The organism is Streptomyces atratus (genome assembly GCF_040655115.1).
In the GTDB taxonomy this organism is placed as follows: domain Bacteria; phylum Actinomycetota; class Actinomycetes; order Streptomycetales; family Streptomycetaceae; genus Streptomyces; species Streptomyces atratus_D.
On sequence record NZ_JBFAJH010000006.1, the window covers coordinates 218,944 to 233,916 of the forward strand.

Sequence of the window (14,973 nt, forward strand, 5' to 3'; positions counted from 1 at the left end):
CATCAGTACGGGGTGGGTCAGTCCTCGCCGAGGTACGCCTTGCGGACGGATTCGTCGTGGAGGAGGTTCTGGCCGGTGCCGGAGAGGACGATCTTGCCGACCTCCATGACGTGGCCGTGGTCGGCGAGTGAGAGTGCGGCCTGGGCGTTCTGCTCGACGAGCAGGATGGTGGTGCCCTGGGCCTTCAGCTCGACGATGGTCTGCATGATCTTCTGCATCATGATCGGGGAGAGGCCCATGGAGGGCTCGTCGAGCATGAGCAGTTTGGGCTGGGACATGAGGGCGCGGCCCATGGCGAGCATTTGCTGCTCGCCGCCCGAGAGGGTTCCTGCGGCCTGCTTCCGTCGTTCCCCGAGGATGGGGAAGAGGTCGTAGGCGCGCTGGACGTCCTTTTCGATGCCTGCTTTGTCGTTGCGGAGGTAGGCGCCGAGGAGGAGGTTCTCGGTGATCGTCAGCCGGGGGAAGATGTGGCGTCCCTCGGGGGAGTGGGCGAGGCCCAGGGAGACGATCTTGTGGGCGGGGATGTTGGTGAGGGGTTTGCCCTCGAAGAGGATCTGGCCGCCGATGGGCTTGAGGAGGCCGGAGAGGGTGCGCAGGGTGGTGGTTTTGCCTGCGCCGTTGGTGCCGATGAGGGTGACGACCTGGCCGGCTTCGACGGTGAAGGAGATGCCTTTGACGGCTTCGATCTTGCCGTAGGCGACGCGGAGGTCTTCGACCTGGAGCAGTGCGGTCATCGGGTGTCCTCCTCTTCGGTGCGGGTGGTGCTGGTGTCGTCGTCGGTGGCGGCTTCGGCTTCGGCGGGTTCCGCCTCCGTGGCTTCGGCTTCGGCCTGTGCTTCGGCTTCCGCTGCTTCGACTTCGGCGACTTCTTCGGCGCCGGGGGCGCCTTCGAAGGGGGTGCCGAGGTAGGCGGCGACGACGCGCTCGTCGCTCTGGACGACGTCGGAGGTGCCTTCGACGAGCTTTTCGCCCTGTACGAGGACGGCGACTCGGTCGCAGAGGTTGAAGATGAAGCGCATGTCGTGCTCGATGACGAGGACGGCGATGCCTTGGTCGCGGATGGCGAAGATGAGTTCTTCGGTGACGCGGGTTTCCTGGGGGTTCATGCCGGCGGTGGGCTCGTCGAGGAGGAGGAGTCCGGGGTCGCTGGCGAGGGCGCGGGCGATTTCCAGCTTGCGCTGGTCTCCGTAGGGGAGGTTGCGCGCGAGGTGGTCGGCCTTGTCCTGGAGGCCGATGAACTCGAGGAGTTCCATGGCGCGTTCGCGGCTGGCGTTCTCGGCCTTGGTGAAGCCGGGGAGGCGCAGGAGCGCGGACCAGAGGCCTTCTTTGGTGCGGGTGTGGCGTCCGACGAGGACGTTTTCCAGGACGGTCATGTTGGCGAAGAGCCGGATGTTCTGGAAGGTGCGGGCGATGCCTGCCTGGGTGACGAGGTGGGGCTTGGGCGGCAGGACGGTGCCTTTGTAGCTGACTTTGCCTTCGGTGGGGACGTAGAGCCCGGTGAGGCAGTTGAAGAAGGTGGTTTTGCCGGCGCCGTTGGGTCCGATGAGGCCGACGATTTCGCCTGTGTTGACGGTGAGGTCGACGTTGCGTACGGCGGTGAGTCCGCCGAAGCGCATGGTGACGCCGCTGGCGTCGAGGACGGTGGTGGCGGTTTTCGTGGTGGTGGTCATGGTGGTCACGCCCCCGCCTTGGCGATGCCGGCGCCGGTTTCTTCGGACTGCCGTGGTTCCGGTACGTCGATCGGGTCGTTCTCGTGGAATTCGAGCTGTTTCCTGCGGTCGGCGACGAGGCCTTCGGGGCGGAAGCGCATCAGGAGGATGAGCGCGATGCCGAAGAGGAACAGCTGGTAGTCCTTCATGAACTGCAGTTTGGCCGGGATGAGGTAGAGCAGTGCCGCGCCGACGAAGGGTCCGCTGAGGGTGCCCATGCCGCCGAGGATGACGGCGGCGAGCAGGAAGGCGGAGTTCGGGGGCACGGAGCCGGCGAACTGGTACTGCTCGGGTGTCACGGTGTAGTTGACGTGTGCCTGGACGGTGCCGGCGAGGCCGGCGAGGGTGGCGCCGAGGGCGAAAGCCAGGAGCTTGAGCCGGAAGGCGTTGATGCCCATGGCGGTGGCGGCGGTTTCGTCTTCGCGGATGGCGACCCAGGCGCGGCCGATGCGGGAGTCTCCGGAGCGGCGGAAGACGAGGACGACGACGGCGGTGACGACGAGCATCAGCAGGTAGTAGTTGGCGGGCCTGCTGAGGGTGAAGGGGCCGATGTCGTGGCTGAGTCCGAAGTCGATCCCGAGGAGGTTGAGGTCCGGGATGCTGGGGATGCCTTGGGAGCCGTTGGTGAGGTCGGGTCCGCTGTTGCCGTTGAGGTTGTTGACGGTGACGCGGAAGATCTCTCCGAAGCCGAGGGTGACGATGGCGAGGTAGTCGCCGCGCAGTCGGAGGGTCGGGGCTCCGATGAGGACGCCGAAGACGAGTGAGACTGCGGCTCCGGTGAGGACGGCGGCCCAGAAGGGGAAGTGGACGCCGATGGCGGAGAGTGGTGCGCCGGAGACCAGGGCCGCGGCGTAGGCGCCGACGCCGAGGAAGGCGACGTAGCCGAGGTCGAGGAGGCCGGCGAGGCCGACGACGACGTTGAGGCCGAGGGCGACGGTCGCGAAGATGAGGATGTTGACGCCGATGAGGGCGTATTCCGCGGTGTCCTGGGTGAAGGGGAAGCAGAGTGCTGCGACCAGGGCTGCGGTGAGGGCGACGTTGCGGTGCTTCGTGGTCAGCGCGGTGATGCGGGAGATGAGTCCGGCGCGGGTGATTGCGGTGAACGCGAAGGCTGCGGTGATGAGGAAGCCGATGAACTGTTCGGATTCTTCGGTGGGGATGTCGATGCCGTAGGTGAAGACGTACAGCATGGCGCCGAAGGCCGCGGTGATGATGAGGATTTCGGCCCAGGCGGGGAGTGTTCTGGCGCGGGGTGCCGCGGGTGCGTTGAGGCTGTTGCGGAAGCGCTGCCAGGCGCCGGGCCGGGGTTCGTGCTGGGGGAGCGGTTCGTCGCTGGGGAGTGCGAGTGCGGCGATGGTGGCGATGAGTGCGCCGATGCCGCTGACCCAGGCGCCGGGTTCGAGGTTGACGACGCCGCCGAGCTCGTAGGCGATGGCTCCCATGGTGTAGCCGGTGGTGCCGAGGGTGCCGAGGGCGAGGAGCCGGACGGGGCTGTTGGTGCCGCCGGGGGTGAGCCAGCCGAGTCCTCGGATTCCGTATCCGCTGAGTACGAAGAGGAGGGTGAGGGCGGCGCTGGTGAGGGTGAGGATCTGGAGGCCGCCGGGGTAGCCGGTGACGGTGAGGTCGCCGGGGAAGTCGCTGGTCCAGGTCCAGGCGAGGAAGGTGCCGACGAGGGCGATGGCGGCGCCTGCGGCGGTGAGGGCGCGGGCGACGGGGGTGGGCAGTGGGATGAGCGTGTCCCGGGCCGGTGTGGTGTGGGTGGTCATCCGTATCACGCCCGATCCGCGACGCGTTCGCCGAGCAGGCCCTGGGGCCGGAGCAGCAGGACGATGATGAGGAGGACGAAGGCCCACACGTCCTTCCAGGCGCCGCCGCCGAAGAGGTCCATGCCGGGGACGTCGCTCATGTAGCCGGTGGCGAGGGATTCGGCGACGCCGAGTACGACTCCGCCGAGCATGGCGCCGTAGATGTTGCCGATGCCGCCGAGTACGGCTGCGGTGAACGCCTTGAGGCCCATGAGGAAGCCCATACGGAAGCCGATCTGGCCGTTCTTGAGCCCGTAGGCGACGGCTGCGACGGCTGCGAACGCGGCGCCGATGGCGAAGGCCATGACGATGATGCGGTCGGTGTTGATGCCCATGAGCTTGGCGGTGTCGGGGTCCTGCGAGGTTGCCTGCATGCCGCGGCCGGAGCGGGTCTTGGAGACGAAGAGGCCGAGGGCGATCATGCAGACGGGTGCGGCGATGAGGACGAAGAGGTCACCGCGTTGGATGTTGGCGCCGAGGATGTCGAAGGCGTCGCCCTTGAACTGGGGGAAGGGGTGGTCCTTCGTGGCGTCGGGGTACCACTTCCAGATGGCCTGCTGGAGTGCGAGGGAGAGTCCGATCGCGGTGATCAGCGGGGCGAGTCTGGGGGCGGTGCGCAGGGGCCGGTAGGCGAAGCGTTCGGCTGCGACGCTGATGGCGACGGAGCATATGACGCCGCCGATGATCATGAGGGGGACGATTGCGAGGAGGTTGGAGCCGGCCGGCATCCAGAGGTACACGGTGAGAGCTCCGAAGCCTCCGATCATGAAGATCTCGCCGTGGGCGAAGTTGATGAGCTGGATGATTCCGTAGACCATCGTGTAGCCGATCGCGATGAGACCGTACATCGCGCCGAGGATGAGTCCATTGGCCAGCTGTTGCGGCAGTTCGTTCACCGCAGGGCCTCCGTGGAGTGGTTCGGATATGGCACCGCGCGGGAGCGCTGGTAGCGCTCCCGCGCGGCCTGGTTTGTTTTGTGTGACCGGGAGGGCTTGGTCAGTCCTTCTTGTAGGCCTCGCTGAGCTTGGAGACCCACTTGCCGCCGTCGACCTGGTAGGCGGTCATCATGGTGTTGGTGGTGTCGCCGAACTCGTCGAAGGAGACGGGGCCGGTGACGCCGTCGAAGCTGACCTTGCCGACGGCCTCGAGGACCTTGGCGCGGGCGTCGTCGGGGAGCTTGCCGTCGTTGGCGGCGACGACGGCCTTGACGGCCTCGATGATGGCCCAGGTGGCGTCGTAGGTGCCGCCGCCGTAGGCCTCGTAGGCGTCCTTGTAGCCGGCCGCCTGGTAGTCCGCGATGAACTTCTTGGCGGAGTCGAGCTCCTCGACGGGCTTGCCGACGGAGGTGGCGATGTCGCCCTGGGCCTTCTTGTTGAGCTTGATGAAGTCGGCGCTGTACATGCCGTCGCCGCCCATGAGGGGGATCTGGACGCTGTCCTTGAGCTGCTGGCTCAGGGGTGCGCCGGCGGGGTACTCACCGCCGTAGTAGACGGCCTTGGCGCCGGACTTCTTGACCTTGGTGACGACGGCGTTGAAGTCGCGGTCGTCGGGGTTGACGTGGTCGGAGCCGGCGATCTTGCCGCCGAGCTCGGTGAACGTCGCCTTGAAGGAGGCGGCGAGACCGGCGCCGTAGGGCTTCTGGTCGTCGATCAGGTAGACCTGCTTGATCTTCGCGTTGTTGAAGAGGTACTTCGCCGCGAAGGCGCCCTGGATCTGGTCCGTGGTGGCGGTGCGGAAGTAGGTCTTGTAGGGGCGCTTCTTGTCGCCGGTCTTCCAGTTGTCGCCCTGGGTCAGCTCGGTGCCCGTGTTGGCGGGGGAGATCTGGGTGAGGCCGGCGTCGTTGAGCGGCTTCTGCATCGACTGGGAGACGCCGGAGTTCAGGGGGCCGACAACGCCGAGGACCTTCTTGTTGTCGATGAACTTGGTGGCGTTCTGCTGGCCGACGGAGGGCTGCGCCTGGTCGTCGAGCGGCTGGACCTCGAAGGTGATGCCGGGGACGGTCTTGTCCTTGTTGGCCGTCTTGGCGGCGAGGTCGGCGGAGTTCTTGATGCCGAGGCCGAGGGCGGAGAGGTCGCCGGTCAGGGGCGCGTCGACGCCGATGACGACGGTCTGGTTGCCGCCGCCGCCGCTGCTGCTGTTCTTGCTGTCGTCGCGCGACCCGCAGGCGGTGAGCGTCAGTGCTCCTGTGGTGAGCACTGTGGTGAGGATGAGCAAAGAACGGTGTCGCACGAAAAGTCCTTTCCCTGGCGCGGCCTCCTCTGCTTGAGGTGCCGTGTCGTTCGCCGGGCCGTACTGGGTTGGTACAGGGCCGTGCTGCAGACGCGCCCGGCGGCGCGGTGACTGGCCGTGACTCTAGGCGCAGGTGGCGGGGTCGGGGATGGGTCGGCGGAGGATGTGACTGTCTTGTTATGCCGTTGAGGAAGGCTTGAGGTGGCTGTGGGGACATGTACGGCTTTTTGCTGGACGGTGAAGTGACCGCATTCTGAGAACGCGCAGCTCTGCTAAGGGGCTTGAAGCGATCTTGGTGCTGTCACGCGGTGGGGGGTGTGAGGGCGCGACGGGGCGCCCGGTGTCTGCGGGGCCGGGTTCTGTGTGCTGCCCGGCGGCGCTCCGGTATTGCGCGCTTGTTACGCAGTGTTACGCCGAAGGGGTGTGTGGTCGACGCCCTGTGCTGTCCGTGGGCTGCGTGTGGCTGCCGAGTGGGCCATACAAGGGGTTGCGGGGTCAAGGGCGTTGGGTGTGGATGTTGTTCAACGGTCTTGTGCAGGCGGGTTGTTGTGGGTGGATATGACTCTGCCCGACCGGATTTGTGGTCCGGCCGGGCAGGGGTGTGTTTCGGTGTCGATGGGTCAGGCGGCGGCAGCCTTGGGGGCGTCGCGGAGCAGGCAGGTGAGGCGGGCGGTGCAGACCCTCTTGTCCTGTTCGTCGGTGATGACGATCTCGTAGGTGGCGGTGGAGCGGCCGCGGTGTACGGGGGTGGCGGTGCCGGTGACGAGTCCGCTTCGTACCCCTCGGTGATGGGTGCAGTTCAGGTCGACGCCGACGGCGAGCCTGGTGGCGCCGCCGTGGAGCATGGTGCCCACGGAGCCGAGGGTTTCGGCGAGGACGGCGGAGGCGCCGCCGTGCAGGAGTCCGTAGGGCTGGGTGTTGCCTTCGACGGGCATGGTGCCGACGACGCGGTCCGCGGAGGCTTCGACGATCTGGATGCCCATGCGTTCGCCGAGGTGTCCGGCGGAGAAGAGCGCGGGCAGGTCGACGCCGAGGGTGGCGTACTCGTCGATGATCTCCTGGGGGAACTTGGGTGCGGTGTGCTCGCCCATGGGGTCCGGCTCCGATCGTCTGCGGTGGTTCGTCGTTCTCTTGCTGTGTGCATATCGTTCTTATCAGACGACTGAGCGAACGCTTAGTGGGTTGGGTGTGCGGATTCTCTCCGGATGTCCTGCTCCCGGACGTTCCGCACCCGGACGTTCCGCACCCGGACGTTCCGCACCCGGATGTTCCGTCCCCGGACGTTGGACGTTCTACCCCTTGATGTTCTCGAAGCGGACGACGACGGACTTGCTCGCGGGGGTGTTGCTGGTGTCGGCGGTGGAGTCGAGCGGGACCAGCACATTGGTCTCGGGGTAGTAGGCGGCGGCGCAGCCCCGGGCGGTGGGGTAGTGGACGATGCGGAAGCCGGCGGCGCGGCGTTCGACGCCGTCCTTCCATTCGCTGACGAGGTCGGTGGAGGCGCCGTCGGTGAGGCCGAGGGTGCGGGCGTCGTCTGGGTTGACCATGACGATGCGGCGGCCGCCCTTGATGCCGCGGTAGCGGTCGTCGAGGCCGTAGATCGTGGTGTTGTACTGGTCGTGGGAGCGCAGGGTCTGCAACAGCAGTCTGCCTTCGGGGAGTTCGGGGTACTCGACGGGTGCCGCGGTGAAGTTGGCCCTGCCGGTGGCGGTGGGGAAGCGGCGGGAGTCGCGCGGGGGGTGCGGGAGGGTGAATCCGCCGGGGCGGGCGACGCGGGCGTTGAAGTTCTCGAAGCCGGGGACGACGCGGGAGATGCGGTCGCGGATCGTCGCGTAGTCCTTTTCGAACTCTTCCCAGGGGGTGGTGGATTCCGGGCCGAGGACGGCGCGGGCGAGGCGGGCGACGATGGCGGGTTCGGAGAGCAGGTGGGGGCTTGCGGGGGTGAGGTTGCCGCGGGAGGCGTGGACCATGCTCATGGAGTCCTCGACGGTGACGAACTGCTTGCCGCTTGCCTGGGTGTCCTTGTCGGTGCGGCCGAGGGTGGGCAGGATCAGGGCGCGGGTGCCGGTGACGGCGTGCGAGCGGTTGAGCTTGGTCGACACGTGGACGGTGAGGCGGGCGCGGCGCATGGCGGCTTCGGTGACGGTGGTGTCGGGGGTGGCGGCGACGAAGTTGCCGCCCATGGCGAAGAAGATCTTGGCGTCGCCGTCGCGGAGGGCCTGGATGGAGCGGACGACGTCGTAGCCGTGGTGGCGTGGTGAGGTGATGCCGAATTCCTTGTCGAGGGCGTCGAGGAATTCGGGGGCGGGTCGTTCGAAGATGCCCATGGTGCGGTCGCCCTGGACGTTGGAGTGGCCGCGGACGGGGCAGACTCCGGCGCCGGGCCGTCCGATGTTGCCCCGGAGCAGGAGGAAGTTGACGACTTCGCGGATGGTGGGGACGGAGTGTTTGTGCTGGGTGAGGCCCATGGCCCAGCAGACGATGGTGCGCTTCGAGGCGAGGACCATGGTGAGGGCCTGCTCGATGGTGGCGCGGTCGAGTCCGGTGGCGGTGAGGGTCTCGTCCCAGTCGGCGGCGCGGGCGGCGGCGGCGAATTCCTCGTATCCGTGGGTGTGTTCGCGTACGAAGGTGTCGTCGACGGCGCCTTCGGTCTCCAGGATCATCTTGTTGAGGAGCCGGAAGAGGGCCTGGTCGCCGCCGATGCGGATCTGCAGGAAGAGGTCGTTGAGGGCGGTGCCCTTGATCATTCCCTGGGGTGTCTGCGGGTTCTTGAACCGCTCCAGGCCGGCTTCGGGCAGCGGGTTCACCGAGATGATCCTGGCGCCTGCGGATTTGGCCTTCTCCAGGGCGGAGAGCATCCGGGGGTGGTTGGTGCCGGGGTTCTGTCCGGCGACGATGATCAGGTCGGCCTGGTGGAGGTCTTCGAGGGAGACGCTGCCCTTGCCGATGCCGATGGTCTCCGTGAGGGCGGAGCCGGAGGACTCGTGGCACATGTTGGAGCAGTCCGGCAGGTTGTTGGTGCCGAATTCGCGGGCGAACAGCTGCAGCAGGAACGCGGCCTCGTTGCTGGTGCGGCCCGAGGTGTAGAAGAGCGCCTCGTCGGGGGAGCCGAGGGCGCGCATTTCCCCGGCGATGATCTCGAAGGCGTGCTCCCAGGTCACTGCCTCGTACCGGTCGGCGCCTTCGGGCAGGTACATCGGCTGGGTGATGCGGCCCTGCTGGCCGAGCCAGTAGCCGCTGCGGGTGGCCAGGTCGACCACGGGGTGGGCGGCGAAGAAGCCGGGGGTGACGCGGCGCAGGGTGGCTTCCTCGGCGACGGCCTTGGCGCCGTTCTCGCAGAATTCGGCGGTGTGGCGTTCGTCGCCCTCGGGCCAGGCGCAGCCGGGGCAGTCGAAGCCGTTTTTCTGGTTGACCTTGAGGAGGGTCCGGGCACTGCGGCGGACGCCCATCTGCTGCTGGGCGATGCGCAGACTGTGGGCGACGGCGGGCAGTCCGGCGGCGGCGTGCTGGGCCGGTTCGACGTGCGGTGCGTCCTGGACCGGGTCACTGGTGGGCGGCTTGGTGGCCATGTCTGCTCCCCTTTGAGCCAGCTGCGAACCTGCGGGGTGTCGCTGCGTGTGTTCCTGTGCTTCCTTCGCCGTCGATCGTGTCACGCGGCGTGGGACGGGTACTCGGTGAGCTGTGCGCGGTCCGGATTGTCGGTGGTCCGTGGCAGGATCGGGGGCGTGGCTGAGACGGCATCGAAGAAGACGGCAGACAACCGACCGCGCCTGCTCCTGATGGACGGGCATTCCCTGGCGTACCGGGCGTTCTTTGCGCTGCCTGCGGAGAATTTCACGACCGGGGCGGGGCAGCCGACGAACGCGGTGTACGGCTTCGCGTCGATGCTGGCGAACACGCTGCGCGACGAGGCGCCCACGCATTTCGCGGTGGCTTTCGATGTCTCGCGCAAGACGTGGCGTTCGCAGGAGTTCCCTGAGTACAAGGCGAACCGTTCGAAGACGCCGGACGAGTTCAGGGGGCAGGTCGAGCTGATCGGCGAGCTGCTGGACGCGATGCGTGCCGATCGTTTCGCGGTCGACGGTTTCGAGGCGGACGATGTGATCGCCACGCTGGCGACGCAGGCGGAGGCGGCCGGCTTCGAGGTGCTGATCGTCACCGGTGACCGGGATTCGTTCCAGCTGATCACGGACAACGTCACGGTGCTGTACCCGACGAAGGGTGTGTCGGAGCTGACGCGGTTCACTCCGGAGAAGGTCGAGGAGAAGTACGGGCTGACGCCGCAGCAGTATCCGGATTTCGCGGCGCTGCGCGGGGACCCGTCGGACAATCTGCCGGGTATCCCGGGGGTCGGTGAGAAGACCGCCGCGAAGTGGATCAACCAGTTCGGTTCGTTCGACGAGCTGGTCACGCGTGCCGACGAGGTCAAGGGGAAGGCCGGGCAGAATTTCCGGGACCATCTGGAGTCCGTGAAGCTGAACCGGCGGCTGACCGAAATGGTCCGGAATGTGGAGTTGTCGAAGGCTCCGCAGGATCTGGAGCGTGCCCCGTACGACCGCTCGGCGGTCACGGGTGTGCTGGATGTGCTGGAGATCCGTAACCCGAGTCTGCGGGAGCGGCTGCTGGCCGTGGACCCGGGGGCTGCGGAGGACGAGGCGCCGGCGCCTGCCGCGGGCATCGAGCTGGACGGTGCGGTGCTGGGTGCGGGGGAGCTCGCGCCGTGGCTGGCCGAGCACAGCGGGCAGCCGCTGGGTGTCGCCCCGGTGGACACGTGGGCGCTGGGCACCGGCAGTGTCACGGAGATCGCGCTGGCCGCGGGGGACGGGGCGGCGGCGTGGTTCGACCCGGCGCGGCTCGACGAGGCGGACGAGCGGGCGTTCGCCGCCTGGATCGCGGATGCCGGGCAGCCGAAGGTCATGCACAACGCGAAGAGTGCGATGCGGGTCTTCCCGGAGCACGGCTGGCAGGTCGGCGGCGTCACGATGGACACGGCGCTGGCCGCGTATCTGGTCAAGCCCGGCCGGCGTTCCTTCGCGCTGGACGCCCTGTCGGTGGAGTACCTGGGCCGGGAGCTGGCGCCCGCGGCGGCGTCCGACGGGCAGTTGGCGTTCGGTGCGGACGACCAGGCGGAGGCCGAGGCGCTGATGGCGCAGGCCCGTGCGGTCCTGGATCTGGGCGACGCGTTCACCGTGCGGCTGAAGGAGGTCGGCGCCGCCGATCTGCTGCACGACATGGAGCTGCCGACGTCCGCGCTGCTGGCCCGCCTGGAGCGGTACGGCATCGCGGCGGACCGGGAGCATCTGGAAGGCATGGAGCAGCAGTTCGCCGGTGCGGTGCAGCAGGCGGTCAAGGAGGCGCACGCGGCGGTGGGCCGCGAGTTCAACCTCGGGTCGCCCAAGCAGCTTCAGGAGGTTCTCTTCGGTGAGCTGGGGCTGCCGAAGACGAAGAAGACGAAGACGGGCTACACGACGGACGCGGATGCGCTGGCGTGGCTGGCGGTGCAGACGGAGCACGACCTGCCGCTCATCATGCTGCGCCACCGTGAGCAGGCGAAGCTGCGGGTCACGGTCGAGGGTCTGGTCAAGACGATCGCGGCGGACGGCCGTATCCACACCACGTTCAACCAGACGGTGGCGGCGACCGGCCGGCTGTCGTCGACCGACCCCAATCTGCAGAACATTCCGGTCCGGACGGACGAGGGCCGGGCGATCCGTCGCGGGTTCGTCGTAGGCGACGGGTTCGAGACGCTGATGACGGCCGACTACAGCCAGATCGAACTGCGGGTGATGGCCCACCTGTCCGAGGACGCGGGGCTGATCGAGGCGTTCATGTCCGGTGAGGACCTGCACACCACGGTCGCCTCGCAGGTCTTCGGTGTCGACAAGTCCGCGGTCGACGCGGAGATGCGCCGCAAGATCAAGGCGATGAGTTACGGGCTCGCGTACGGACTGTCCGCGTTCGGTCTGTCGCAGCAGCTGAACATCGAGGCGGGTGAGGCGCGCGGTTTGATGGACACGTACTTCGAGCGGTTCGGCGGAGTCCGTGACTATCTGCACCGGGTGGTGGAGGAGGCGCGGTCCACCGGTTACACGGAGACGGTCTTCGGGCGCCGCCGCTACCTTCCGGACCTGAACAGCGACAACCGGCAGCGTCGTGAGATGGCGGAGCGGATGGCGCTGAACGCGCCGATCCAGGGCACGGCGGCGGACATCGTCAAGGTCGCCATGCTCCAGGTCGACCGGGCGCTGACGAAGGCGCGGCTGAAGTCCCGGATGCTGCTCCAGGTCCATGACGAAATCGTGCTGGAGATCGCCAAGGGCGAGCGGGAGCGGGTGGAGGAGATCGTGCGCCACGAGATGTCGACGGCGGTGCGGTTGCGTGCCCCGCTGGATGTGTCGGTCGGCGTGGGGACGGACTGGGAGTCCGCCGCGCACTGACGCGAGCGGGGTGGTCCCGGCGGTCGTACGGTGCTCAGTCGCCGGGCGGGCTCGATATCAGGTCCGTCCGGCGGCCCGGCTCCCCGGTTCCGGGGTGCGGCCGGTTCCCCTTCCGTTCGCGGAGCCGGATCCACACCCCGTACAGCACCAGGCCGGCCGCCAGCCCGGCTCCGGCGCCGAAGCAGGCGGTCGGGATGATGTCCAATGGTGTGTCGATGTGCCCGAAGCAGGCGTACCAGCGGGCGCACCGGTGGACGACGCCGAGCAGCACGCAGAGGCTCAGCAGAGCGCCCGCGTACCACCGGTCCCGGCGGTCGAGGACGGGGACGGACGGCGGGACGGGCCGGGTCCCGGTCCGCCGCAGCCCGGACACGGTGAACCAGGCGAGGACGGTCAGCGCCACGGCCGAACTGCCGTACTGCACAAGCTGGAACACCGGGAATCCACCGGCGCTCCCACTGAGTGCCGGGACCAGCCGGGTGCCCCACCGGTCATGATGGGTGAACGCGTCCCACACCACATGGCTGCCCGCCCCGAGGACCGCCGACAGGACGAACCAGGCGCCGTCCCGTGCGCCCCGTGGGCCCCGCCGCTCTCGTCGTACGAAGGTGTGCACGCGCCCCTGCCAGGGCCGCGGGAGCAGTGCCACCAGTGGTTCGCGCAGCAGCAGCCACAGCGTCACGAGCGCCGCGGTGATGAGCACGTCCACCGTGAACACACCCCACGCCGCATGGGTGACCTCCCCGAACTCCATCGCGCCGGGGACCGCCGTGTCCGCGTAGTACGTCATGTCGGGGGCGAACGAACCGGCGACCAGCGCCGAGGCGAGGAGCGGCCCGCGCGCGGTGCCGTTCCGGCGGATCGCCGGGAGGACGGCGGCGGCATGGCTCAGGGTGAACGGCATGGCGGCAAGTATGCGCGAGTACGTGGGCGCTGATCCCGTGCCCTTCCGATGCACAGTCGACGCGGGCCGTACAACTTGCGGTCCACAACGTGAAATACCGGTAAGGATCGGTCAGGTCCCTGTGTTCGAGCGGCACAAGTTGCCGTAGGGTCGCCTGAGTCCTCGCGCTGGGGAGCGCGGGCAGCCGTCGACGGGGAGGGACCAGACGTATGGCAGCGCAATTCGGCCGCCGACTGCGCCGAGGGGCGACCACCACTGCGGTGGCCGCGGTTGCTGTGGCGGCGCTCGCCGCCTCGCAGGGCCCCGGCGCGGTCCTCGCATCGGACGGCGGCGGCACCGGTGGTGACCAGCCGTCCGCCGGTTCCGCATCGTCCGACGACCCCGCGGCCACCGGCAACTCGCCGTACTACACGGACCTGCCCCCGCTGGTCAGCCCCGACAAGCCTGGTACGTCGACGAATCTGCCGATCACCGGCGGTGGGCAATCGGGTATACCGGCTTCGGTTCTGGCCGCGTACAAGAGGGCCGAGCGGTCTCTCGCGGACACCGACGCGGCCTGCCGGCTGCCGTGGCAGCTCCTCGCCGCGATCGGGAAGGTCGAGTCCGGCCAGGCCCGCGGCGGCCGCGTCGACGCGAACGGCACCACGTTCTCCCCGATTCTCGGCCCGGTCCTCAACGGCCAGGGCTTCGCCATGATCAAGGACACCGACAACGGGGCGTACGACGGGGATTCGACGCACGACCGTGCGGTCGGCCCGATGCAGTTCATCCCGTCGACGTGGGCGACATGGGGTCAGGACGGCAACGGCGACGGCCGCAAGGACCCCAACAACATCTACGACGCCGCGCTCGCCGCCGGGCGCTATCTCTGCGCCGGCTCGCGCGACCTCGCGGTGGCGGCCGATCTCGACCGGGCGGTCCTCAGCTACAACCACTCGAACGAATACCTCCGTACGGTCCGTTCCTGGTTCGACTACTACAGGCGCGGCACGCACGAGATCCCCGACGGCACCGGTGTCGTCCCGCCGCCCCTCGGCGGTGGTACGGACCCGAGCCCGAACCCCGGCACATCCCCGTCGCCGACCCCGCCCCCGCCGAAGCCGGACACGAAGCCTTCGAAGCCGGACTCGAAGCCGGACTCGAAGCCTTCGAAGCCGGGCGGCGGTTCGACGAGCCCCGAGCCGAAGCCGCCGCAGACCCTCGGCTCCATGGAGAACGCGGGCACCGGCAAGCTGACCGCCACCGCGGGCGACGCGTTCGCCGAACGGATCACGGTGCGGGCGAAGAACAGCCTGGGCGGCCCGCTCGCCAAGGTGTCCGTCACGTTCACCATCGCCGGTGACACCGACGCCCGCTTCGAGGGCGGGAAGAGCTCGGTCACCCTGGTCACCGGCGCCGACGGCACGGTGACGGCTCCGGTGCTGCAAGCGGGCGAGAAGACAGGCCGGTTCACGGTCCGGGCCATCGCCACCGGCCGTTCGCTGCCGGCTGTCGCGTACACCGCGACCGTGACGGCGCGGCAGGCCGACGCGATCGCCAGGACCGACGACAAGGCGCTGACCACCGCCCCCGGCGCCGAGTTCGCGGACACCGTCGCGGTCAGGGCCACGTACAAGGGTGCGGTCGCGTCCGGTGTCGCCGTCACCGCCACGATGATCACCGACGGGGACGCGCCGGTGGAGAACGACAAGGGCCCGTACTTCATGGACGCGGACGGCAACACGGTCCGCACCCTGACGGACCTGAAGACCGGCGCCGACGGCACTCTGACGCTCCCGAAGATCTACGCCGACGACACCACGGGCACGTACAGGCTCCGCCTGACCACCGAGGGCGGCGCCACCGTCGTCATCGAGCTCGACGTCGAGGCGCCCGCCGCCTGACGACAGG

General features: G+C 68.5%; 10 protein-coding genes. 2 read left to right on the forward strand and 8 right to left on the reverse strand.

What is annotated here, in order from left to right; translation table 11 throughout:
• Positions 1–17: 17 nt before the first annotated feature.
• From AB0I23_RS10590 to AB0I23_RS10620, 7 genes are all read right to left on the reverse strand, one after another.
• The gene (locus tag AB0I23_RS10590; RefSeq protein WP_266986825.1) at positions 18–734 is read right to left on the reverse strand and encodes an ABC transporter ATP-binding protein; all 717 of its coding nucleotides are present in this window, start codon (positions 732–734) and stop codon (positions 18–20) included.
• Positions 731–1,669: an ABC transporter ATP-binding protein gene (locus tag AB0I23_RS10595; RefSeq protein WP_359108838.1), complete on the reverse strand. Its 939-nt coding sequence runs from the start codon at positions 1,667–1,669 to the stop codon at positions 731–733. Before AB0I23_RS10595 ends, AB0I23_RS10590 begins: the two co-directional genes overlap by 4 nt.
• 5 nt (positions 1,670–1,674) lie before the next feature.
• On the reverse strand, positions 1,675–3,474 hold the full coding sequence (locus AB0I23_RS10600; protein ID WP_359108754.1) for a branched-chain amino acid ABC transporter permease: 1,800 nt from the start codon (positions 3,472–3,474) through the stop codon (positions 1,675–1,677).
• 5 nt (positions 3,475–3,479) lie between these two features.
• Entirely contained in the window at positions 3,480–4,409 is a 930-nt protein-coding gene (locus tag AB0I23_RS10605) for a branched-chain amino acid ABC transporter permease (protein WP_359108756.1), read from the reverse strand.
• A 100-nt stretch (positions 4,410–4,509) separates the two neighbouring features.
• Complete coding sequence (locus tag AB0I23_RS10610) at positions 4,510–5,727, reverse strand: branched-chain amino acid ABC transporter substrate-binding protein (RefSeq protein WP_359108840.1); 1,218 nt, start codon at positions 5,725–5,727, stop codon at positions 4,510–4,512.
• Positions 5,728–6,362: 635 nt separating this feature from the next.
• Positions 6,363–6,833 (reverse strand): PaaI family thioesterase, encoded by a 471-nt coding sequence (locus tag AB0I23_RS10615; RefSeq protein WP_359108758.1) that lies wholly within the window; start codon positions 6,831–6,833, stop codon positions 6,363–6,365.
• 201 nt (positions 6,834–7,034) lie between these two features.
• Positions 7,035–9,311, reverse strand: a complete 2,277-nt coding sequence (locus AB0I23_RS10620; protein ID WP_359108759.1) for an FdhF/YdeP family oxidoreductase — start codon at positions 9,309–9,311, stop codon at positions 7,035–7,037.
• A gap of 156 nt (positions 9,312–9,467) precedes the next feature.
• Here AB0I23_RS10620 and polA point away from each other — a divergent pair, with 156 nt between their 5' ends.
• The gene (gene polA, locus AB0I23_RS10625) at positions 9,468–12,179 is read left to right on the forward strand and encodes a DNA polymerase I (RefSeq protein ID WP_359108761.1); all 2,712 of its coding nucleotides are present in this window, start codon (positions 9,468–9,470) and stop codon (positions 12,177–12,179) included.
• A 34-nt stretch (positions 12,180–12,213) separates the two neighbouring features.
• Here the strand turns inward: polA and AB0I23_RS10630 are convergent, their stop codons facing one another.
• Complete coding sequence (locus tag AB0I23_RS10630; protein WP_359108763.1) at positions 12,214–13,083, reverse strand: DUF4184 family protein; 870 nt, start codon at positions 13,081–13,083, stop codon at positions 12,214–12,216.
• Between the two features lie 209 nt (positions 13,084–13,292).
• On the opposite strand from AB0I23_RS10630, the gene AB0I23_RS10635 reads away from it, so the two are divergent.
• Positions 13,293–14,966 carry a lytic transglycosylase domain-containing protein gene (locus AB0I23_RS10635; protein WP_359108765.1) on the forward strand — a complete coding sequence of 558 codons (1,674 nt, stop codon included), beginning with the start codon at positions 13,293–13,295 and terminating at the stop codon, positions 14,964–14,966.
• Positions 14,967–14,973 lie beyond the last annotated feature (7 nt).